We start from the raw sequence: 20,074 nt of genomic DNA on the forward strand, positions 1-20,074 counted from the left end.
AACGCCCGGACACATTCCGAACCCGGAAGCTAAGACTCGCAGCGCCGATGGTACTGCAGGGGCGACCCTGTGGGAGAGTAGGACACCGCCGGACATTCTTTCGAAGAGAGCCGCCCAAGGTTGGGCGGCTCTCTTTGGTTTAACCGAGTGGCGTCAAGCCCGTGAGCGTTCCGCGGCATCCGCTCTACGCTGAGGGCATGCCGAACCGCCTGAAGGACGCGCTGAGCCCATACCTCCGCGCCCACGCAGACAACCCGGTGGACTGGTTCTCGTGGGGTGAGGACGCCTTCACCGAGGCGCGTCGACGCGATGTGCCCGTGCTCGTCTCCATCGGCTACGCCACGTGCCACTGGTGCCACGTCATGGCGCGGGAGAGCTTCAGCGATCCCGACACGGCTCGCCTCATCAACGAGTGGTTCGTCGCCATCAAGGTCGATCGCGAGGAGCATCCCGAGGTCGACGCGAGTTTTCTCGCCGCGGCATCCGCCTTCACCCGTGAACTCGGCTGGCCGCTCACCGTGTTCGCGACACCCGAGGGTCGCACGTTCTATGCGGGCACGTACTTCCCTCCGCGGGGCATCCGCGGAGTTCCCGCCTTCCCTGACGTGCTCGCCGCCGTCGCGGAGGCCTGGCGGGAGCGTCGCAGCGACCTCGACGAGACGGCGAACGCCGTCGCCCAGGCGCTGGACGCGGCATCCGTCGCCGACACCGCCGGCGAACTGCCCGATCCCGCCCGACTCGAGTCGGCCGCGGGCGCGTTGGCGGCCGGTGAGGATCGTGTGCACGGCGGGTTCGGAGGTGCGCCGAAGTTCCCGGTCGCGCCCGTGCTGGAGTTCCTCACCCTGTCGGGGGCCGACGGTCGAGAGCTCGCCGCCCGGACGCTCCAGCGCATGGGCGCCTCGCCGCTCCGCGACCCCGTGGAGGGCGGGTTCTTCCGATACGCCACCCGCGCGGACTGGAGCGAGCCGCACTACGAGCGCATGCTCACCGACAACGCGCTGCTGCTCGGCGTCGCAGCCGAACTCGGTCGCGGCGAGACGCCGCCTGACTTCGTCGAACGGCTCGCCGACGGCGTCATCGGGTTCCTCACGGAGCGCATGCAACTGCCATCGGGTGGGTTCGCGAGCGCCCAGGACTCCGAGAGCATCATCGATGGCAAGCGCGACGAGGGTGGCTACTATCACCGCGACGCCGCGGGGCGTGAGGGCCTCGAGCCTCCCGCCCTCGACACGAAGGTGCTGACCGGCTGGAACGGGCTCGCGATCGGAGCGCTCGCTCGGGCGGGATTCGTGTTCGACCGTACCGACGCCGTCGCGGCGGCACGACGTGCGGCGGACTCCCTGCTCGAGCACCATCGACGCGAAGATGGCTCGCTCGTGCGCGCGTCGCTCGACGGCGTGCTCTCGCCCGCGACGGCGACCCTCGAGGACTCGGGCATGCTCGCCGGCGGCCTTCTCGAGCTCGCCGCCGCCACCGGCGAGGCCCGGTACGCGACGGCGGCCCGCGAGCTGATCGATGCGGCCGGGGCCGCGGCGCCCGCCGATGCCGAGGTACCGTTCGCGGCGCCGACCGGCGGTGACCCCGTCCTCGTCGCCCGAGGTCTGGCGCTCCCGCCGGATCCCGCCGAGGGAGCCACGCCGTCGGGCATCACGGCCTGCGCGGATGCCGCGTGGCGGCTCTACGCGTTCGGCGCGGGCGACGGGTACCTCGAACTCGCCCAGCGAGCGATGCGTTCGGTGGCAGGCATGGCCGTCGAACGGCCGATCGCCTTCGGCGGGGCGCTCGCGGTCATGGCACGGCTTGCGGCGCCACTCGTGCAACTCGTCACCGTCGTTCCCGACGGCCGCCCCGAGGAAGGGGTCGAGCCTGGGGCTGCAAGACTCCTCGAGGCGACGCGTCGGCACGAGGCATCCGTCGCCACCATCGTCACCGACTCGCAGGCGCGCGAGCTCGCCGCAGCCGGGTTCGAGCTGTTCGAGGGACGCATCGCGACCGACCAGCGGCCGACCGCCTACCGGTGCCGGGCATTCGTGTGCGCGCTACCCGTGCACCGCGCCGAGGAGCTCGCCGGTCTGGGAGTCGACGGCTGAGCCGCACGAAGGACGGACGGGCTAACGGCTCAGCCGTTCGATGCGATCGAGCAACGACCACACCGCCGTGCTGAGGTCGGGGTGGTCGAGGGCGATCTCGCGGAGCAGCTCGTACTCGAAGCGCGCGGCGTCGCCACGGCGCGCCGTCGGGTGGTACGCGCGAGCCCGTGCCGGGCTCCAGCGGTCGGAGTGGAGCCGCTCCTCGCGGAGCGTCGCCACGACCTGCTCGTCGACCGAGGGGAGCTCGGGGAGGAAGACCCACGGGTCTTCGCCGAGCCGGCAGCGCAGCTCGATGAGCGCCGCGAGTTCGTCGCGTGCGTCTTGCCGCAGGCGTTCCAACGTCGATGCCTCAGCCATGTCGCGACCTCCCCTCGCTTGATTCGATCGTAACCAACGCTACGTGGAGCGTGTGACGCTCGGGTTACACCGGTCGTCCTCAGATGGACGACAGATGACGCCCACGTGACCATCTCGCGGGTCGGCGGTGCGGTTGAATGGTGCAGTGAACGACGCACTCCCGCCGACCGCAGCCGAGCGGCGCACCGGCGAGCTCCTCGCGCTCCTGCGTTCAGATCTCGATGCGGCGGCGTTCACGGTCGAGACGCTCGAAGCGTTCTGGGGGGCGGATGCCGCTGCCGCACTGCATCGCGGCGAACGCGTGCCGGCGCGCCGCATGCTCGAGGCCCGACGGGTCGGCCACGGGGCATCCGCCGCCCTCGCGACGCTCGCGGAGCTGTTCGTGCTGGCTCTGCCCGTGCCGGCCGCGGACGCCGTCGCCGCGCTGCCGTCGCTCGGCCTGGAGGGCGCGACCGAGCTCGGCCTCGTCGCGCGCGATGCGGGTGGGGCATCCGTGCGCGCCCGACTCGATCTGCGACCCTATGCGTTCAGCGACGCCCGCGGCGAGGGGCATTGGTGGATCATCTCCGACCTCGGCGAACTCGCGCTCGGTGGGCCGCTCGGCGAGCAGCACGTGCTCGGCGTCGGGGGAGCGTCGATGACGCTGTCGGGGCTCATGCTGCCCACCCCGGCGGAGCGCGTGCTCGACCTCGGCACGGGCTGCGGCATCCAGGCGATGCACGCGTCGCGCTTCGCGTCGCAGGTGGTCGCGACCGACATCTCCGGGCGGGCGCTGCGGCTCGCGCGCCTCAACCTCGAGCTCAACGGCATCGAGGGCGTGGAGTTCCGGCTCGGGAGCCTGTTCGAGCCGGTCGCCGGGGAGCGATTCGATCGCATCGTGTCGAATCCGCCGTTCGTGATCACGCCGCGAGCGGCCGGCGTTCCCGAGTACGAGTACCGCGACGGCGGCCTCGTCGGCGATGCGATCGTCGAGGCGATGATGCGCGATGCCGCCGCGCACCTGCGCCCAGGCGGCGTGGCGCAGTTCCTCGGCAACTGGGAGGTCCGCGACGGCGTCGACGCGCTCGACCCGGTGCGCGACTGGGCGGGCGACCTCGAGTACTGGATCGTGGAGCGGGAGGTGCAGCGCATCACCGAGTACGCCGAGACGTGGATCCGCGACGGCGGCACCCGACCGGGCACGGCCGAGTTCGATCGGCTCTACGACGCGTGGCTCGACGACTTCGAGCGCCGCGGCGTACGGGAGATCGGCTTCGGGTACGTGCTGCTGCGGCGCCCGTCCGGTTCGCCCGCCGAGCGTACGAGGATCGCCCGCGTCGAACGGCGGCACGGGCCACTCGGCGTGAGCCCGGGCGGCCTCGGCGTGCATCTCGCCGCCTGCCTTGCGGCCCACGATCGGCAGGCGTCGCTCGACGACCACGCACTCTCCGCGACCCGGCTCACGGTCGCGGGTGACGTCACCGAGGAGCGCCACTACTGGCCCGGCGACGACGACCCCACGGCCATGCTGCTGCGACAGGGCGGCGGTTTCGGCCGGGTGGTCGACCTCGACACCGGGCTCGCGGCCCTCGTCGGCGCGTGCGATGGCGCGCTCACCGTGGGCGCCATCGTCTCGGCGATCGCGCAGCTCCTCGAGGTCGACGAGGTGGCGCTCTCCGCCGACCTGCTGCCCGCCGTTCGCGCGCTCATCGACGACGGGATGCTGATGCTGCCCGCCGAGGCCTGAGCCCGCCGCGCGACGGCGGCTCGGGGCATCCGCCGCTCAGACCGTGCCCGCGGGCGGCCAGGCGCCGATGATCAGCGCCATGACCACCGCGGTCACCAGCTCGTGCCCGATGTTCACGATGGTGAGCCCTGCGGGACGTCCCTCGAACGCGTCGTGCGTGATGAAGCGCGCGGCGGTGAAGCCCGCCCACAGCAGGATGCCGGTGAGGAGTGCGAGGAGCAGGTAGCTGCCGCCGAAAGCAAGCCAGGCCACCTGGGTCGCGAGCGTTAGCACCCACGCGGAGACGAAGCTCACGATGACGGTCGTCACGATCGGCGCCACCGCGCTGCGATCGCCGGAATCGACCCGGGCGACGCGCATCCAGTAGTTGCCGAACACCCGTGGTGTGTACCAGATCGATCCGATCACCATCGTCGAGATCGTCGCGATCGCCACCGCCCAGTAGTTCACGTCGATGAGCATGCCGATGCCTCCCCTCGCGGCACGGCCGCGCCTGCCCGGAGTCTAGCGCCGAGCCCTGCTCAGGCCGGGGAACGCCACGTCTCGGCGATCACCGAGCCTGCGGCGGTAGTCTCGTGGTCGCACACCTGAAAGCGAGCCAATGCCCTTGCCCGATAGTCCGCTCTCCGACTCCCCGTACGAGGTGCTGGGCGTTCCCGCCGACGCGGATGCCGCAGCCCTTCGGCTGGCGTACCGCCGGGCCCTGCGCCATGCGCACCCCGACACCGGCGGCGACCCGGCCACGTTCCACGCCGTGCAGCGCGCGTGGCTGCTCGTCGGGACCCCCGAGGCGAGGGCCGCGTTCGACCGCGGCACCGTGGGCTCGATGCCGTCGTCCGCCCGCGAGGCGTGGGCGCCGGCCGCTCCGCGCCGGCCGCGCGACTCGCGGCCGCTCGCACGTTCCTACGGGCATCCGGGCGGGCTGACTCGGGAGCTCTACCTCGACCGGATCCGAGAGTGGGCGGGCCGCGGCGTGACGCTCGACGACCCCTACGACCCGGCGCTGGTGCGCAGTGCGCCCCGCGACATCCGGCACATCCTCGCCGACGCGCTCGCCGAGGAGGCGACCGCCCGATCGCTCTCGACCCTCGGCATCGCCTACACGGTCTGGCACGATGTGGCGACGGAGGCCGCGGGCCCCGGCCTGCCGCCGAAGCTCGACCACCTCGTGCTCGGCCCCACGGGCCTGTTCGCCATCCAGTCCGAGGACTGGGGCGCGCCCGTCGCGCTCAAGCGCGGCGAGCTCGTGGGCGAGGCGCTCGGCGGCGAGCGTCCGTTCCGGGCGCTCGCGGCGCGGGCGAAGGCCATCGGTCGGGCCGCCCGGGTGAAGCCGACGGCGCTCGTCATCGTCGTGCCCGACGACCACGCCGCGGAACCGCTCGAGCTCGGCGGAAGCATCCGCGGGGCCGTCGTCGCACTCGTGCGCAGCTCACGGCTCGCAAGCGCCGTGCGCGAGGGGTTCCCCGGCTCGGCGCACCTCGGCGGCACCGAGGTCATGGAGGTGCGCTCGCGCCTGCAGGCGGTCGTCCGGTTCGCGTAGCCGGGGTGGCGGGGTGTTGGATGGAGGGGTGCCTGAGCTTGATCGTGACGCCCACATCGCCGACTTCGCCGACTTCATCCGGGAATCCCCGTCCTCGTACCACGCCGCCGCCGCGGTCGCCGCGCGACTCGAGGCCGACGGCTTCGAGCGGCTCGACGAACGCGACGAGTGGCCGGCGACCCCGGGCAGGCGCGTGGTCGTCCGCGACGGCGCCGTCATCGCCTGGGTGCAGCCCGAGGGTGCGACGAGCCGGACGCCGTTCCGGATCCTCGGCGCGCACACCGACTCGCCGTCGTTCAAGCTGAAGCCCGGCCCGTCGCCGACCGCCGAGGGCCTCCTGCAGGCCGGCGTCGAGGTGTACGGCGGGCCGCTCCTGAACTCATGGCTCGACCGCGAGCTCGAACTCGCCGGCCGCATCGTGACCCGCGACGGCGCCGAGCACCTCGTGCGCACGGGTCCGTTCCTGCGCATCCCGCAGCTCGCGATCCACCTCGACCGCGACGTGAGCAAGGCGCTCACGCTCGACAAGCAGCGGCACCTGCAGCCCGTGTGGGGCGCGGCCGCCGCGGGCGACCTGCTCGCGCACCTCGCCGGCATCGCGGGCATCGAACTCGGCGACGTCGGCGGACACGACCTGCTCGCCGCCGACACGCAGGCGCCTGAGCGATTCGGGCTCGACGACGCGTTCTTCGCGGCCGGCCGCATGGACAACCTCTCGTCGGTGTTCGCCGGACTCGTCGGGGTGCTCGCGGCACCCCCCGAGGCCGAGCACGTGAGCGTGCTCGCGGCATTCGACCACGAGGAGCTCGGCTCGGAGTCGCGCTCAGGGGCGAGCGGACCCTTCCTCGAGGACGTGCTCGTGCGCATCGGTGCGGCACTCGGCTCCGACGACAGCGACCGCCGACGCGCATTCGCGGACTCGTGGCTGCTCTCTTCCGACGCCGGGCACGCCGTGCACCCGAACTACCCCGAGCGGCACGATCCGTCGAACCGCCCGCGACTCGGCGGCGGGCCGCTCCTCAAGCTCAACGCGAACCAGCGGTACGCGAGCGACGCCGTCGGCGCGGCGCTGTGGGCACGCACCTGCCGCCAGGCCGGCATCGAGACGCAGCCGTTCGTATCGAACAACGCGATACCGTGCGGCTCCACGATCGGGCCGCTCAGTGCCACCCGCCTCGGCATCCGCACAGTCGACGTCGGCACGCCGCTGCTCTCGATGCACTCCGCTCGCGAGCTCGCGCACGTCGACGACCTCGTCGCGCTCGCGGCGGCGGCCACGGCGTTCTTCGCACCGGTCGTCTGAGGCCTGGCCCGACGGACTGACGCCCACCCGTCCGGCCGTCCGCGACGCTGGCGGGATCTCGCGGCACGACGGCGTGATTTCACGCGCCCTCGCCGACCCGCCGGTGCGAGGGTGATTGTCATGACCAAGACCATGACGCACGCGGCATCCGACCTCTTCGAGCACGTGGCCACCCAGGCCGACGCCATCGCCCACTTCCGCGGACGTTTGGCCGTCGAGGCGGACGTGTCGGATGTCGCGGCCGCACTCGCCGCGCCCGAGCCCGGTTTCGTACTTGTTGACACGCGCAGTGACGAGTCGTGGGCGCAGGGGCACGTGCCGGGCGCGATGCACCTGCCCCGCCGTCGCATCGCCGCCGAGGCGGCTGAGCGGATCCCGTCCGGAACGCCGGTCGTCGTCTACTGCTGGGGTCCCGGATGCAACGGCGCCACGCGCGCCGCGCTCGAGTTCGCGCTGCTCGGGTATCCGGTCAAGGAGATGATCGGCGGCTTCGAGTACTGGGTGCGCGAGGGCTTCGCGTTCGACACGGCCGACGGGCTCGCGCAACTGCCGCCCGACGCGCTCACGAATGTCGCGCAGGACGGACTCGCGGGCGACGCCCACATCAACCACGACATCACCTGCGCCTGCTGAGCCCGGGCGGGCGTCGGCCGGGACTCCGACGCCTGCCCGTCAGCGCAGCGGTCCCCGACGCTGCTCGAGCCACAGCGTGTGCTCGCGCAGTCCGTTCCGCACCGCGGCCTTGATGATGAGGTAGCCGATCCACAGGCTCAGGGCCAGGATCGCGAGGTAGACGACGAGGCCGATGATGATGCCGATGAGGCCGGCTCCGAAGAGCATGTCGGGTGTGTAGGGTTCTGGGGTCACCAGCACAGGTTGTCAGACCGCACCGCGCGGGCGCGACGACCCGATCGGGGGACACGGGCATTCCGGCACGTGCGTGCGGCCTCGCTCAGCACTCGATGACGTTGACGGCGAGTCCGCCCTCGCTCGTCTCCTTGTACTTCGACATCATGTCGAGGCCCGTCTGGCGCATCGTCTCGATGACGGTGTCGAGCGAGACGACGTGCGTGCCGTCGCCGTGCAGCGCGAGCCTCGCGGCCGACACCGCGGTCGACGAGGCGATGGCGTTGCGCTCGATGCACGGCACCTGCACGAGGCCGGCGACGGGGTCGCAGGTGAGTCCGAGGTGGTGCTCCATGGCGATCTCGGCGGCGTTCTCGATCTGCCGAGGGGTTCCCCCGAGCACGGCGCACAGGCCGCCCGCCGCCATCGCGCAGGCCGAGCCGACCTCGGCCTGGCATCCGCCCTCGGCGCCCGAGATCGACGCGTTCTTCTTCACGAGCGACGCGATCGCGGCGGCGGTGAGCAGGTAGCGGCGGATGCCGGCGGCATCCGCACCGGGCACGAACCGCAGGTAGTAGTGACCGACCGCGGGAATGATGCCGGCCGCACCGTTCGTCGGCGCGGTGACGACGCGCCCGCCGGCGGCGTTCTCCTCGTTGACGGCGAGCGCGAACGCGTGCAGCCACTCGGTCGACGTGTCGCGGACGCCGTTCGTGTGTGCAGCCTCGTCGCGGTCGTACTCCTCGAGCCGGCGTCGCACCTCGGGCGCGCGGCGCTTCACGCGGAGGCCGCCGGGCAGCGTGCCGTCGGTGACGAGCCCGTGCTCGACGCACTGGGCCATGGCCGCCCAGATGGCGTCGAGCCCCGCGTCGATGCCGTCCTCGCCGTGCACCGAGATCTCGTTGGAGCGGGCGATGTCGGAGAAGGACACGCCGTGCTCCTCGCAGAGGGCGAGCAGCTCGTCGGCCGTGTCGTAGGGCAGCGGATGCCGCAGCGCCTCGCCCTCCTGCGTTGCTTCGCCCTCTCGGCGGATGAAGCCCCCGCCGACCGAGTAGTAGGTCTCCTCGGCAAGGGGAAGGGCCTCGTCGTCGCCCCATGCCTGGAGCGTGAGTGCATTCGGGTGCCCGGGCAGACGCGTGCGCGGTTCGAGGCTGACGTCGCCCTGCGTCATGGTGATCGGATGCCGCCCCGCGACGTGCACGGTCGCACACTCGGGCCCCAAGCGGGTCCACGCGCCGCGCACCTGGTCGGGGTCGCAGTCGTCGGGCTTCAGGCCGGCGAGGCCTGCGACCACCGCATCGGGCGTGCCGTGGCCGAGCCCCGTCGCGCCGAGCGAGCCGTAGAGCGAGCACGTGACCCGGCTGACTCGCTCGAGCAGCCCCGCCCTCGCGAGCTGCTCGGCGAACGCCCGAGCGGCCCGCATGGGGCCGACGGTGTGGGAACTCGAGGGCCCGATCCCGATCGAGAACAGGTCGAGGGCTGAGACGAACGCTGTCACGCTCCCAAGGCTACGTGGCATTCCGCGCACGGTTCCGGCGGGCGGTTGCAGGAAGTGTGCGTCGGATGCCGCTCCGACGCACGAGAGCGGCGCGATTCCCTGGTGCTTGCGGCGTGGGGGGTCAGCCGGCTCGGAGCTCCATGATCTCCTCCGGGCTGGCGACCGGCCCGAACCCGAACTTCGCGGAGAGTCCGTGCGCGTTGAGGGTCCTGAGCATGGCACGCCGAAGTCCCATCGGCTCGAGTGCCGCGACGACGCCGTCGATGAGGGCGACGCCGACACCGCGTCCGCGGGCGTCCGTGGCTACGAACACGTCGCAGAGCCACGCGAACGTCACGCCGTCGGTGACCACGCGTGCATACCCGAGCTGCTCGCCGGTGATGGCGTCGTACACGCCGAAGTTGCGGGACGCCTCGACCGCGGCATCCTGCCTCGCCCGCGAACGACCCGCCGCCCAGTAGGACTCCTCGGAGAGCCAGGCGTGGATGCGATCGCGGTCGAGTCGCGCGGGGTCGTCGGAGAATTCGAGATCGTCGGGCATCCCTCGATCACACCGCCCCGGGGCGGGTGCGGACAAGAGGCCACTCCACGATCGGTGGACCGCCCCGATGCGCGGGGTCAGCGCAGCGTCGTCCGGGAGTCAGTCCCCGGCGGGCAGGAGCCACGCTCGCTCCGGCGCGAACGAGACCCCCACGATGGTGCCCACCGGGGCGATCTCGGTGAACGTCGGGTCCGAGACGACGGCCACGATGTTGCCGACCTCGGTCTCGATCTCGTACTCCACGCTCTCGCCGTAGAACACGGCGGAGAGCACCCTCCCGTGGTTCCCGGCGATCCGTTCCTCGGTGTCGCCGAACGGCCGCACGCGAATGGATTCGGGCCGCACGAGCAGCACGCAGTCACTTCCCGCGACCGCGTTCGGGTGCGCGTCGACGATGATCCGACTCCCGAGCACCGTGGCGCTGGCGCGACCCGTCGAGGCATCCGCCCGTACCTCATCGACATCCAGGAAGTTGGCACGCCCGATGAAGTCGGCGACGAACACCGACGCGGGGTGGCGGTAGATCGTGTCGGGCGCGCCCACCTGTTCGATCCGCCCGCTCCGCATCACGACGATGCGGTCGGACAGGCTCATCGCCTCATCCTGGTCGTGGGTCACGTACACGCTCGAGATGCCCAGACGGCGCTGCAGGCGCCGGATCTCCAGCCTCATCTGCGCGCGAAGCTTGGCATCGAGGTTGCTCAATGGCTCGTCGAAGAGCAGCACCTTCGGCTTGACGACCATGGCGCGGGCGAGCGCGACCCGCTGCTGTTGCCCGCCGGAGAGCTGGTTCGGTGCCCGGTTCGCGAGGTTGGTCAGGCTCATCGAGGCGAGCGCGAACCCGACTTCCTCCTTCACCTGCTTCGTCGGCAGGCCCTTGAGCTTCAGTCCGTACGCGACGTTCTCGAACACGGTCATGTGCGGGAAGAGCGCGTACGACTGGAAGACCATGCCCATCGGCCGGCGATCCGGAGTCAGGCTGACCATGTCCTCGTCGTCGAGCGAGACGGAGCCGGCGGTCGGCGACTCGAAGCCGGCGATCATGCGGAGGGTCGTCGTCTTCCCGCAGCCGGACGGCCCGAGGAACGTCACGAACTCGCCGGGCTCGACGGTGAGGGTGAAGTCGTCCACCGCGACGACTCTGGAGCCCGCGCTCCCGAATGCCTTCTGGATGCCGTTGAGAACGAGTCGGCCCACGGTGTCGCCGGCGTCACGGACGGGCGTGTCATGCATGGTGATCGTCATCGGGGGTTCTACTCTCTGTCGGATGGTGCGTGCTGTCGTGGAAGGCGGCGGCATGGGCTCGCGTCAGGTCGCAAGTGCATCGGCGGACCGGCCGACGGGCCGCTCGCGAATGAGGAGGTTGAGGATGCCGATCACGCCCATGACGATCACGATGAGGATCGTGCAGTACGCGAAGGCGTTGCCGAACCGCCCAGCGTCGACTTCGGAGAGGATCTGCGAGGTCATGATCTTCGTCTGCGGCGTGGTGAGGAAGATGATCGGAGACAGCGTCGTCATCGAGCGTGCGAACGCGTAGGTGAGCCCGGCGAACAGCGCCGGCCGCACGAGCGGCACCGTGATCTTGCGGAAGGTCGTGAGCCCCGAAGCTCCGAGCGAGGCGGATGCCTCGTCGATGGCCATGTCGATCTGCTGCAGGGCCGCGACGCCCGCCCGCTGCCCCGACGGACTCGACCTGATCACGTAGACCATGACGATCGCGACGACACCACCGAACACCGCGCCGCCGCCGGCCAGCGCGGGGATGAGGACGACGTCGCCGACGCCGCGCGGGGTGTTGAACGTCAACGCGTAACCGATCCCGAGCACGGTGCCGGGAACGGCGAGGCCGAGCATGCCGAGGAAGTCCATCAGGGATCGGCCGCGCCGCAACTTCCGAACGACCAACCACGCGACCGCCATGCCGAGGATGCCGGCCAGCGGCGTGGCGATCAGGGCGAGCGTCGTCGTCGTCACCATCGCATCCGAGCCGATCCCGCTGAGGACGTAGGCATAGTGATCGAGCGTCAAGCTGTTGTTGACGCCGAGGATCGAGACGAATCCACCGACGACCACGGTCGCATAGATGAGGACGATGAGCCCCGCGAACAGGGTGACCGGTGCGAGCAGCAGCATCCGAGCCGGCTGGGATGTGATCAGGTCCGGTCGGCCGGCCGGCTTCCCCGTAACCGCCACCACGCTCTTCCGACCGGCCCAGTACCGCTGGATGAGGAAGACGAGCACCGCGGGAAGGAGCAGCACGACCGAGTACGCGGCACCGGAAGCCACGTCGTACTCGCCGGTGATCGCGATGTACGCGCGTGACGACAGCACCGTGAAGTCGCCGCCGATGACGAGCGGGTTCGCGAGGTCCGCGATGGTCTCGACGAAGAGGAGGAGGAAGGAACTCGCGAAGCCCGGCACGAGCATGGGGATGGTGATGCTTCGGAAGACCCGCCACTTCGAGGCGCCCAATCCCGACGCCGCCTCATCGAGTGACGGGTCGAGGCTGCGCATCATGCCGAGGAGGTTCATGTAGGCCGCCGGGAAGAACGACAGGCTCAGGACGATCGTCAGACCCGGCAGTCCGTAGATGTTCGGCGTGATGCCGAGCAGGTCGCGCGTGACCAGGCCGCTCCGCCCGAACAGCGTGATGACCGCGGTGGCCAGGGCGAACGGGGGCGACACGATCGGGAGCAGGGCGATGAGATGCAGCAGGCGCTTGCCGCGGAACTCCATCCGGACCTGTACATAGGCGAGGAGGAACCCGATCGCCGTGCCGAGGACGCCGACGATCGTTCCGAGGACCACCGTGTTCAGGATGATCTGGCGGTTGACGGGGGAGCTGAAGATGGAGGCGAAGACCGCGAGGCCCTCGCGTGACGCCGACGTCGAGAGAATCGTCAGCACGGGGATGACGATGAGGACCGCGAGGATCGCGACGACGGCGACGGCGACGACTCGCGTCGCGGTGTCATGCCGCACCTCGGGGGGCCTGCTCGTTCTGGATGACGGCTTCGGCGCCACCGGCGCAGCCACGGTTTCGATGCTCAACGGGGGTACTCCTTCGGGTCGTCATGCGGGGCCGTGCGGCCCCGCATGACGGTTCGAGCGAACAGGGGGTTCGGCTACTCCTTGGGGGCGGCAGCGATCTCCGCGTCGAAGCGGGCGGTGAGCTCGGGCTTTGCGGCGGATGCCGCAGCGAAGTCATAGTCGACGAGGTCGACATCGTCGAGCACAACCATGCGTGGATCGACGACCGCGTCGGGATTCGTCAGGATCTGGAAGGATCCGACCGTCGGCCCGATGTTCTGTGCGTCCGCCGTGAGGGCCCAGTCGATGTACGCCTGGGCGGCCGGCTTGTTCTTCGAGCCGGCCACGAGCGCGATGCCGCCGACCTCGTACCCGGTGCCTTCCGAGGGGAATGAGACGACCAGGTCGGTCATCCCCTCCTTCTGGTACTTGACGCAGTCATGGGAGAAGACGAGACCCACCGCCACCTCGCCGCGACCTGCGATCTGGCCGGGTGCCGTGCCGCTCTTCGAGTACTGGAGCACGTTGTTGTGCATCTGCTTCATGTAGGCGAGTCCCTGCTCCTCGCCGCCGAGGCGGGTGACCTGCGTCCACAGCGTCGTGAAGGCGGTGCCCGACGTCGACGGATGGGCGGTCGACACCTGGCCCTTCAGCCGGGGATCGAGCAGGTCGTCCCAGCTCGTCGGCACGTCGACTCCGAGTTCGTCCAGGACGGCCTGGTTCGAGCAGAAGCCCAGCGCGCCGACGTACACGCCGGTCCAGTAGCCGTCGGCATCCCGGTACTCCGACGGAATGGCGTCGGCGTTCGGGGATTCGTACGGCTCGAGGAGGCCGGCGTCACGGGCGGCGCCGAATCCGTCGACGGGACCGCCGTGCCAGACGTCGAACTCGGGCGCGGCCTTGGCGGCGTCCAGACGCGCAACGGTCTCACCCGACGAGAGTCGCACGAAGTCGGCGTCGACGCCGGTCTCCTCGGTGAAGGCCGCGACCATGGCCTGGCACCAGTCCTCCATCGCACCGCAGGCGATCGTGATGCTCCCGCCCAGCGGTGCGTCCGGGTCGACCGCAGCCGCGCCGTCGGAGCTCGGGGTGACGGCGCAGCCGCCGAGCAGGAGCGCAAGCGCCGACAGTGCGGCCGCCGGGGCAGCTATTCTTCCCATGTCGTGATCCTCTGTCTCGTGAAATCGGGGGGAATAGCGCCCGGACGACATCATCGAGCGCCACTCATCACGGTAGGTCGCGGGGAGAGTCGGGTGGGTCACGAATGGGCACGCTCGGTCACAGTCTCGTGACCGAAGTCGGGTACCGGGTCAGGTTCGTCCGTCGTCGGGGCGCTGCATCATCCGGTATCCCCGGCCGCGAACGGTCGCGATGTAGCTCGCATCCGTCGGAGCATCCTCCAACTTGGCGCGGAGGCGGTAGATCGCGGTCTTCACCATCTCGCGCCCGCCGAGGAGCGAGTCGGTGCCCCAGACGGCCTGCAACAGGTACGACCAACCGAGCACCTCGTCGTGATGGGTGGCGAGCGTGGCGAGGAGCCTGAACTCGCTCTGCGACAGCGGTATCCGTTGGCCGTGGCGCGTCGCTGTCGATGAGCGATGGTCGATGACGAGGTCGCCCACGACAGTCCGTGATCCGTCGCCTCGATCTCGGTATCTCCGCACGATCCCCTGTGCTCGCAGTGCGAGCTCGCGGGGGTGGAACGGCTTGACGACGTAGTCGTCGGCCCCCGCCTCCAGTCCTGCGACCCGGTCGGCCGCCTCTCCTTTCGCCGTCAACAGGAGGATCGGCACGTCGGAATCGAGCCGGATCCGGCGGCACAGGGTCAATCCGCTCGAGCGCGGCAGCATGACGTCGAGGATCACGATGTCGAATGCATGCTGTCGCGTGAGTTGCCACGCGGTCTCGGCGTCGAGAGCCTGCACCGTGTCGAAGTCCTGCGTCTCGAGCGCGAACGACACGATGTCGATCATCTGCCGCTCGTCGTCCACGACGAGCGCCTTAGCGCGCGGAGTTTCGCTGACCATCGTCGTTCACCGGATTCATTCGCGCGGGAAGCGTCATGATGATCGTGGTGCCTCGATCGGGCATCGTGTCGACGTAGAGCCGGCCGCCGTGCATCTGCGCGATCTGGCGGGTGATCACGAGCCCGATGCCCGTGCCGTCGCGCAGCGGGTGACCGCTCGCGAATCGCTCGAACAGCTGACTGCGCTCCACGTCGCTCATGCCGGAGCCGTCGTCCGAGACGGAGACGGTCACCTCGCCCGGCCCGTTCACGATCCGCACCGTCACCGTCGACGCCTCGGGGCTCGCCTTCACGGCATTGTTCACGAGGTTGATGATGGCTTGCCTGATGAGCCTGGCGTCGACCCAGGCGCGCGGCGGGGCACCGGGACAGTCGAGGGCGATCGCGACACGGTGCAGTGTTCGAAGTTCCTCGACGGTGCTCTTCGCCAGGGCGCGCAGATCGACCCGGTCGAGGTGGAGGTCGAACATGCCCGAATCGATCCGGGCTTGGGTCAACAGGTCCTCGGCCAGCTCCACGAGACTCGAGGAGTTCTCGCCGATCGTCCGCATGAACTTCTCCTGGGTTGCGTTGAGTCGTCCGGGAGTGCCTTCGAGCAGCAGGTCGCTCGCGCCTTTGATGAGGCTGAGCGGGGTACGGATCTCGTGGCTCAGCACGGCCATCCGTTCACTCGTCTGCCCCGCGACCTCTCCGATCCTGCCGAGGTCGATCCGAAGGCGCCGCCATTCCGAGTACGCGGTCAGCGCCAGAGCCACCGAGACGAGGAACACGATGACGGCGAGGATCCACGACGCAGCCCACGACCGTGCCAGCAGTGCGAGGAAGAGGCCGATCCACCCGGCGAGGCAGGCGGCCGCGAGGACGCCGGGGAGGCCCCGGAGAACGGCCAGGCGTCGGAACCGAGCGGAGCGCGCGCGCGTCGAGTCGACGTGGCTCGCCATGGTACGCAACTTCCTCGATGCGGTGACTGCGGTCGCCCCCATGATACAGCTTCGACAACCGGCGCCATCGCGATGCGCTGCACGGCGACGAGGTCTGCTCGGCGCCGCCGGAGTCAGCGCAGCGTCTTGCGCGAGGTGATCTGTCCCGTGTCGAAGCCGAGCAGGTGCAGCCCGCCGTGGAAGCGCGCGTGCTCGACCTTGATGCAGCGGTCCATGACGACCGTGAGGCCCTGCTCCTCGCCGTCGCGCGCGGCCTCCTCGTTCCAGATGCCGAGCTGCACCCACACGGTCTTCGCGCCGATGGCGAGGGCCTCGTCGATCACGCTCGGGATGTCGCTCGCGCGGCGGAACACATCGACGATGTCGGGCACCTCGGGCAGGTCGGCGAGGCTCGCGTACGCGGGCTGGCCGAGGATCTCGGTGGCGTTGGGGTTCACGAAGTAGAGGCGGTAGTCGCTCGACTGCTGCAGGTAGGTGCCCACGAAGTAGCTCGAGCGGGCCGGGTTCGGCGAGGCGCCCACGATGGCCACCGACTTCGCGGCGTTGAGGATGCGCAGCCGCTGCTTGGCGTCGGGTCCGACCCAGGTGCGCTGCGACTTCAGGAGCTTCGCGAGCGGGGAGCTCGCCGGCAGTTCGCACGAGAGGCCGTTGACGAGTCGCACGGTCTCCAGGTCGTCGGTCGTGGCATCCGTCGCCGTCGTCATCGTGTGCCTCCTGTCGCGGCCGTGAGGGCCTGGTCGAGATCGTCGATGATGTCTTCAACGTCTTCGATGCCCACGCTAATCCTCACCACTCCCGGCAGCACGCCGGCGTCGACGAGCTGCTGTTCGCTCAGCTGCGCATGCGTCGTCGACGCGGGGTGGATGATGAGGGTCTTCGCGTCACCGATGTTGGCGAGGTGCGAGGCGAGGTTGACCGATTCGATGAGCTGCTGGCCCACGGCACGGCCGCCCTTGACCTCGAAACTGAACACCGAGCCAGGCCCCTTCGGCAGGTATTTCTGCGCGCGATCGTGGTGCGGGTGGTTCGGCAGGCCCGCCCACCACACGTGCTCGATGCGCGGATCGGCCTCGAGCCACTCGGCCACGTCGCGCGCGTTGTCGACGTGAGCCTGGACTCGGTACGGCAGCGTCTCGACCCCCTGCGCGAGGAGGAACGCCGAGTGCGGCGCGAGCGCCGGGCCGATGTCACGCAGCTGTTCGGCGCGCAGGCGGGTGAGGAACGCGTACTCGCCGAAGTTGCCCGACCACTGCAGGCCGCCGTAGCTCGGCACCGGCTGACCGAACAGCGGGAACTTGTCGGTGTGCCAGTCGAAGCGTCCGGACTCCACGACCACGCCGCCGAGGGTCGTGCCGTGCCCGCCGAGGAACTTCGTGGCCGAGTGGGTGACGATGTCGGCGCCCCACTCGATGGGGCGGTTGAGGTAGGGCGTGGGGATCGTCGAGTCGACGATGAACGGGATCCCGTGCGCGCGCGCGACATCGGCGAGGCCCTCGAGGTCGGCGATCTCGCCCGACGGGTTCGCGATCGTCTCGACGAAGAGCGCCTTGGTCTTGTCGGTGATCGCGGCGGCGTAGTCGGCGGGGTCGGCTGAGCGCACGAACGTCGTCTCGACGCCGAATCGGCGCAGGGTCACGTCGAGCTGCGTGATCGAGCCCCCGTAGAGGTTCGCCGAGGCGACGATGTGGTCGCCCGAGCCGGCGAGGCTCGCGAAGGTGATGTACTGCGCGCTCAGGCCGCTCGCCGTGGCGACGGCGCCGAGGCCGCCCTCGAGGCTCGCGACGCGCTCCTCGAAGCTCGCGACCGTGGGGTTGGCGAGGCGGGAGTAGATGTTGCCGTACTTCTGCAGGGCGAACCGAGCGGCGGCGTCCGCGGTGTCGTCGAAGACGAACGCGGTCGACTGGTAGATGGGCAGCGCCCGCGCCCCCGTCACCTGGTCGGGGATGTTGCCCGCGTGGATGGCGCGGGTCTTGAAGCCGAATTCGCGGTCTGCCATGCGCTCACGCTACTGCGTGCGGTGGCGGCATCCGCTCGGCGTCGTAACGCGGGGCAACGGATGCCGCGTGGCGGTGCCCGCTCGCCGCCGGAGGCTCACGCGCCCACGACCTCGTCGGTCGAGACCACGCGTGCGAAGCCGCCGCCGTGCAGGTTCACCGCCGTCGCGCGGGCGAGCTCGGCCGCGGTCAAACGGACGCCGCCGGGGCCCTCGAGGTCGAACGTGTGCGTGGCATCGATCGGCAGCGTGACGTCGTAGCCGAGATTGCCGCCCATCCTGGCGGTCGTCTCGACGCACTGGTTCGTCTGGATGCCGCAGATCACGAGCTGCCGGATGCCGCGCTCCTGGAGCCACGCGTGCAGGTCGGGCTGCCCGTAGAACGCGGAGTTCACGTGCTTCGTCACGAACAGGTCGTGCGGGGCATCCGCCACCACGTCCTTCAGCGCGTTGCCGGGCGACCCGGGCGCGAGCGTCGACCCCGAGGAACGCGAATCGTGGCGTACGAGCACGATCGGCCGCGAGGCATCCGACCACGCCTGCACCAGGCGGCCCACGTTGGCCTCGGCGTCGGGGTTGTCGCGCTCGCCCCAGGACGGGTCGTCGAAGCCCTGCTGCACGTCGATGACGATGAGGGCGGCGGTGTCGTCGAAGGCGTCGTTCATGCCTCCATCGTGCCGCGGCGCGCCGCTCGGCGATGCGGAAGCAGGACGATCTGGCGCGTTGTCTGCGAAAACCGGCAGCCGCGCCATGTTCTGGCGCGCGGCTCAGGTATTCGTGACCGCGCGCGGCCCGGAACGGTCGAGGCCCACGAGCAGGGGTTCCGCGGCTCGACCGAGTACGTGCGCTGGCGCGAGCTCCTGCACCGGTTCTACGAGCCGTTCCCGGTGGTCGAGCACTTCACGGAAGTCCTCAGGGCGCCCGCCTAGGCTCTGCCACATGGTGATACGCGTCGAGACGATCGTGGTAGGCGGTGGCGCCATGGGCGCCGCCACGGCATGGCAGCTGGCCAGGCGGGGCCGCGAGGTCGTGCTGCTCGAGCGGTGGGAGCCGGGGCATCGCATGGGTGCCTCGCACGGCGCCACCCGCAACTTCAACGTCGCCTACGCCCACGGGACGTACGTCGCCATGCTCGCCGAGGCGCTGCCGCTGTGGCGCGAACTCGAGGACGAGTCGGGCACCGAGCTCCTCGACCTCGTCGGCGTGGCCAACCACGGACCGAGCGGCGTGTTCGACGACGTGCAGGCCGCGCTCGCCGCAGCGGGCATCCCCGCCGAGTTCCTGAGTGCGAAGCAGGCGGCGAAGCGGTGGCCGGGCATCCGCTTCGACACGCGCGTGCTGTTCAACGAGCAGGCCGGACGGGTGCGGGCGGATGCCGCGGTGCGGGCGCTCCACGCGACGGCCGCCGCTGCCGGGGCCGACGTGCGGCACCGAACGCAGGCCACGCGCATCGACGTGGTCGACGACGGGCTCGTGCGCGTGGCATCCATCAGCGATGCCGGAGTCGCCGAGGTGTTCGAGGCGCGGACCGCCGTGGTGACCGTGGGCGCCTGGACGACGAAGCTCATCGGTGCCGAGCGGCTGCCGCGGCTCGTGGTGACACAGGAGCAGCCCGCGCACTTCGCGGTGCGCGACGAGGCGATGGCATGGCCGAGCTTCAACCACTTCCCCGGCGCGGGCGACAGCTACGACTACTGGCTCTCGCCGGTCTACGGCATGCTCACGCCCGGCGAGGGTGTGAAGGCCGGATGGCACGGGGTCGGGCCGGTGGTCGACCCCGACGCGCGCGACTTCGAGGCCGAGCCCGAGCAGCTGGCGGCGTTGCAGCGCTACGCGCGGGAGTGGCTGCCCGGCATCGATGCCGACGAGGTCATGCCGATCAGCTGCACGTACACGACGACGCCCGACGAGCACTTCGTGCTCGACCGGCTCGGACCGCTCGTCGTGGGCGCAGGATTCTCGGGGCACGGCTTCAAGTTCACGCCCGTGGTCGGGCGGATCCTCGCCGACCTCGCCGACGGGTCGGGAGCCGCGCCCGACCTGTTCGCGGCCGATCGCGTGATTGCGGAGCATCCGGGGTCGCCGACGGGGCTCGGGGGTCACTGAGGCGCGGTCGAGCCTGTTCCAGGAGGGTCTGCAGGAGATCGCACGATCTGCAGGACGGATCGGGTAGCCGGATG

The 20,074-nt window shown here is 70.4% G+C and carries 19 protein-coding genes and 1 rRNA gene; 7 read left to right on the forward strand and 13 right to left on the reverse strand.

Going from position 1 to position 20,074, the window contains the following annotated elements:
* Positions 1-94: ribosomal RNA gene (gene rrf, locus AB0K73_RS20260) — 5S ribosomal RNA — on the forward strand; the annotation flags it as partial.
* 103 nt (positions 95-197) lie between these two features.
* Positions 198-2,090: a DUF255 domain-containing protein gene (locus tag AB0K73_RS20265; protein ID WP_360519389.1), complete on the forward strand. Its 1,893-nt coding sequence runs from the start codon at positions 198-200 to the stop codon at positions 2,088-2,090.
* 21 nt (positions 2,091-2,111) lie between these two features.
* Here AB0K73_RS20265 and AB0K73_RS20270 read toward each other — a convergent pair whose 3' ends face one another.
* Positions 2,112-2,447 (reverse strand): hypothetical protein, encoded by a 336-nt coding sequence (locus tag AB0K73_RS20270; protein WP_360519386.1) that lies wholly within the window; start codon positions 2,445-2,447, stop codon positions 2,112-2,114.
* A gap of 145 nt (positions 2,448-2,592) precedes the next feature.
* Here AB0K73_RS20270 and AB0K73_RS20275 point away from each other — a divergent pair, with 145 nt between their 5' ends.
* Entirely contained in the window at positions 2,593-4,173 is a 1,581-nt protein-coding gene (locus AB0K73_RS20275; RefSeq protein ID WP_360519383.1) for a methyltransferase, read from the forward strand.
* A gap of 36 nt (positions 4,174-4,209) precedes the next feature.
* Here the strand turns inward: AB0K73_RS20275 and AB0K73_RS20280 are convergent, their stop codons facing one another.
* Positions 4,210-4,635 (reverse strand): DUF1761 domain-containing protein, encoded by a 426-nt coding sequence (locus AB0K73_RS20280; RefSeq protein WP_360519380.1) that lies wholly within the window; start codon positions 4,633-4,635, stop codon positions 4,210-4,212.
* Between the two features lie 139 nt (positions 4,636-4,774).
* Here AB0K73_RS20280 and AB0K73_RS20285 point away from each other — a divergent pair, with 139 nt between their 5' ends.
* The 3 genes from AB0K73_RS20285 to AB0K73_RS20295 all read left to right on the forward strand — a co-directional run bounded on the left by AB0K73_RS20285 (position 4,775) and on the right by AB0K73_RS20295 (position 7,649).
* Complete coding sequence (locus AB0K73_RS20285; RefSeq protein WP_360519377.1) at positions 4,775-5,713, forward strand: DnaJ domain-containing protein; 939 nt, start codon at positions 4,775-4,777, stop codon at positions 5,711-5,713.
* 28 nt (positions 5,714-5,741) lie between these two features.
* On the forward strand, positions 5,742-7,016 hold the full coding sequence (locus AB0K73_RS20290; protein WP_360519374.1) for a M18 family aminopeptidase: 1,275 nt from the start codon (positions 5,742-5,744) through the stop codon (positions 7,014-7,016).
* A gap of 120 nt (positions 7,017-7,136) precedes the next feature.
* Positions 7,137-7,649: a rhodanese-like domain-containing protein gene (locus tag AB0K73_RS20295; RefSeq protein ID WP_360519371.1), complete on the forward strand. Its 513-nt coding sequence runs from the start codon at positions 7,137-7,139 to the stop codon at positions 7,647-7,649.
* A gap of 39 nt (positions 7,650-7,688) precedes the next feature.
* Here AB0K73_RS20295 and AB0K73_RS20300 read toward each other — a convergent pair whose 3' ends face one another.
* The 11 genes from AB0K73_RS20300 to AB0K73_RS20350 all read right to left on the reverse strand — a co-directional run bounded on the left by AB0K73_RS20300 (position 7,689) and on the right by AB0K73_RS20350 (position 18,559).
* Positions 7,689-7,883 carry a hypothetical protein gene (locus AB0K73_RS20300; RefSeq protein ID WP_360519368.1) on the reverse strand — a complete coding sequence of 65 codons (195 nt, stop codon included), beginning with the start codon at positions 7,881-7,883 and terminating at the stop codon, positions 7,689-7,691.
* An 85-nt stretch (positions 7,884-7,968) separates the two neighbouring features.
* The gene (locus AB0K73_RS20305; protein WP_360519365.1) at positions 7,969-9,360 is read right to left on the reverse strand and encodes an L-serine ammonia-lyase; all 1,392 of its coding nucleotides are present in this window, start codon (positions 9,358-9,360) and stop codon (positions 7,969-7,971) included.
* 121 nt (positions 9,361-9,481) lie between these two features.
* Positions 9,482-9,901, reverse strand: a complete 420-nt coding sequence (locus AB0K73_RS20310; protein WP_360519362.1) for a GNAT family N-acetyltransferase — start codon at positions 9,899-9,901, stop codon at positions 9,482-9,484.
* Positions 9,902-10,000: 99 nt separating this feature from the next.
* The gene (locus tag AB0K73_RS20315; protein WP_360519359.1) at positions 10,001-11,146 is read right to left on the reverse strand and encodes an ABC transporter ATP-binding protein; all 1,146 of its coding nucleotides are present in this window, start codon (positions 11,144-11,146) and stop codon (positions 10,001-10,003) included.
* 63 nt (positions 11,147-11,209) lie between these two features.
* Entirely contained in the window at positions 11,210-12,955 is a 1,746-nt protein-coding gene (locus tag AB0K73_RS20320) for an iron ABC transporter permease (protein ID WP_360519356.1), read from the reverse strand.
* 74 nt (positions 12,956-13,029) lie between these two features.
* Entirely contained in the window at positions 13,030-14,094 is a 1,065-nt protein-coding gene (locus AB0K73_RS20325; RefSeq protein ID WP_360519353.1) for an ABC transporter substrate-binding protein, read from the reverse strand.
* Between the two features lie 150 nt (positions 14,095-14,244).
* On the reverse strand, positions 14,245-14,925 hold the full coding sequence (locus AB0K73_RS20330; RefSeq protein ID WP_360519349.1) for a response regulator transcription factor: 681 nt from the start codon (positions 14,923-14,925) through the stop codon (positions 14,245-14,247).
* A 10-nt stretch (positions 14,926-14,935) separates the two neighbouring features.
* Positions 14,936-15,901, reverse strand: coding sequence for a HAMP domain-containing sensor histidine kinase (locus tag AB0K73_RS20335; RefSeq protein WP_360519346.1), 966 nt, complete (start codon positions 15,899-15,901; stop codon positions 14,936-14,938).
* A 113-nt stretch (positions 15,902-16,014) separates the two neighbouring features.
* The gene (locus tag AB0K73_RS20340) at positions 16,015-16,605 is read right to left on the reverse strand and encodes a CoA-binding protein (protein ID WP_360519343.1); all 591 of its coding nucleotides are present in this window, start codon (positions 16,603-16,605) and stop codon (positions 16,015-16,017) included.
* Positions 16,602-17,897, reverse strand: coding sequence for an O-acetylhomoserine aminocarboxypropyltransferase/cysteine synthase family protein (locus tag AB0K73_RS20345; RefSeq protein WP_360519340.1), 1,296 nt, complete (start codon positions 17,895-17,897; stop codon positions 16,602-16,604). The genes AB0K73_RS20340 and AB0K73_RS20345 overlap by 4 nt, the downstream gene beginning before the upstream one ends.
* Before the next feature lie 95 nt (positions 17,898-17,992).
* The gene (locus tag AB0K73_RS20350; RefSeq protein WP_360519337.1) at positions 17,993-18,559 is read right to left on the reverse strand and encodes a cysteine hydrolase family protein; all 567 of its coding nucleotides are present in this window, start codon (positions 18,557-18,559) and stop codon (positions 17,993-17,995) included.
* A 274-nt stretch (positions 18,560-18,833) separates the two neighbouring features.
* Between AB0K73_RS20350 and AB0K73_RS20355 the strand changes: the two genes are divergently transcribed.
* Positions 18,834-20,000 (forward strand): FAD-dependent oxidoreductase, encoded by a 1,167-nt coding sequence (locus AB0K73_RS20355; RefSeq protein WP_360519334.1) that lies wholly within the window; start codon positions 18,834-18,836, stop codon positions 19,998-20,000.
* The last annotated feature ends 74 nt before the right edge of the window (positions 20,001-20,074 follow it).

This window comes from Agromyces sp. NPDC052230, from assembly GCF_040679595.1.
Lineage (GTDB): Bacteria > Actinomycetota > Actinomycetes > Actinomycetales > Microbacteriaceae > Agromyces.